This window comes from Streptomyces sp. SM1, assembly GCF_002910825.1.
Taxonomy (GTDB): Bacteria; Actinomycetota; Actinomycetes; order Streptomycetales; family Streptomycetaceae; genus Streptomyces; species Streptomyces okerensis.
The window spans coordinates 1-1,523 of the sequence record NZ_NEUB01000562.1; the positions used below are offsets into that span (position 1 = coordinate 1).

Here is a 1,523-nt window from a genome sequence, read left to right on the forward strand (position 1 = left end):
CAGGGGGCTACCCGGCGTGGTGCTCCACCGGTCGTGTCCGGGGCTCGGGCCGGGGCTCCGGGTGTGGTGCGCAGGAAGCGCGCCGTCCCGGTACGCGGCCCTCGAGCAGGTATGCCTCCAGGTGCCCGTTCACACAGGCGTTGGGCCCGCCCGCGATGCCGTGGCTGCCCGCGTCCCGCTCGGTCACCAGCGTCGAACCCGCCAGTCGCCGGTGCAGCTCCAGCGCACCGTCGTACGGGGCGGCCGCGTCCCGCTCGGCCGCCAGGATCAGCGTCGGCGGCAGCTCGCCGCGCCCGGCGCGCACGTCCAGCGGCCGCTGCCGGGGCGCCTTCCAGTAGGCGCAGGGCAGGTTCGTCCACACATTGGCCCAGGTCTCGAAGGGCGCCCGGCGTGCGAGCCGGGTGTTGTCGCGGTCCCACACCGCCCAGTCCGTCGGCCAGGGCGCGTCGTTGCACTCCACGGCGAGATACACCGCCCGCGAGTTCTCCGCTTCCGCCGCCGCCTCCGGATAGGCCTGCGCCAGTTCGACCAACGGCGCCGGATCACCCTTCAGGTACGCCGACAGGACGCGTGCGCGGTGCGGCCAGTGGTCGTCGTAGTACCCGGCCTGCAGCAGTGCCGCCTGCAACTGCTCCGGCCCGACCTTCCCGCCCGCCGGTTCCTTCGCCAGCCGCGTCCTCGCCGTCTCGTAACCCGTCTGCACCTTCCGCGCGGTGTCGCCCAGTCCGTACACGTCGTCGTGCCGGGCGACCCACGCCCGGAAGTCGGCCCAGCGGTCCTCGAACGCCGCCGACTGGTCGAGGTTGTTGCGGTACCAGATCTGCTCCGGGTCCGGGTTCACCGCCGCGTCGAACACCATCCGCCGTACGTGCGAGGGGAACATCGTGACGTACAGCGCCCCGAGGTACGTGCCGTACGACGATCCCAGGAACGTCAGCCGGTTCTCACCGAGCGCGGCGCGCAGGACGTCGAGGTCACGGGCGTTGTTGAGCGAGTTGTAGTGCCGCAGGGAGTTCCCGGTCCGCTCGGCGCAGCCACGCGCGTACGCCTTGGCCCGAGCGACGCGCTTCCGCTTGTCCGCCTCGGAGGGGTGGACCGGCGCGTTCGTGGGAGCGGTGTGGAACGACCCCGGGTCCGTGCAGGACAGCGGCGCCGAAGGGCCCACCCCGCGCGGGGCGTAGCCGACGAGGTCGTAGGCCGCCGCGATGCGCTTCCACTCGGGGAGCGCGCCCGTCATCGGGAAGTACATGCCGTTCGCACCCGGCCCGCCCGGGTTGTGGACGAGGGAGCCCTGCCGGCGCACCTCGCGCTTGCCGTTGTCCGGGTCCTTCCCGGTGGCGCGGGCGCGGCTGACGGTGAGCCGGATCTGCCTGCCGTCCGGGCGGGCGTAGTCGAGCGGGACGCTGACCGTGCCGCACCGGACGGTGCCCGGCAGCTGCTGCTCGGCGGGACACGTCCCGAAGTCGATGCCCCGGTCGGCGGCGCGCGCGGCGGCCACGGCCGTACCGCGCGCCTCGGGCGCC

1 protein-coding gene is annotated in these 1,523 nt (G+C 73.9%); it reads right to left on the minus strand.

The annotated features are described in order from the left end of the window. Positions 1-7 precede the first annotated feature (7 nt). On the minus strand, positions 8-1,523 hold a 1,516-nt coding region (locus B9S61_RS13705; protein WP_103542508.1), incomplete at its 5' end, for an alpha/beta hydrolase.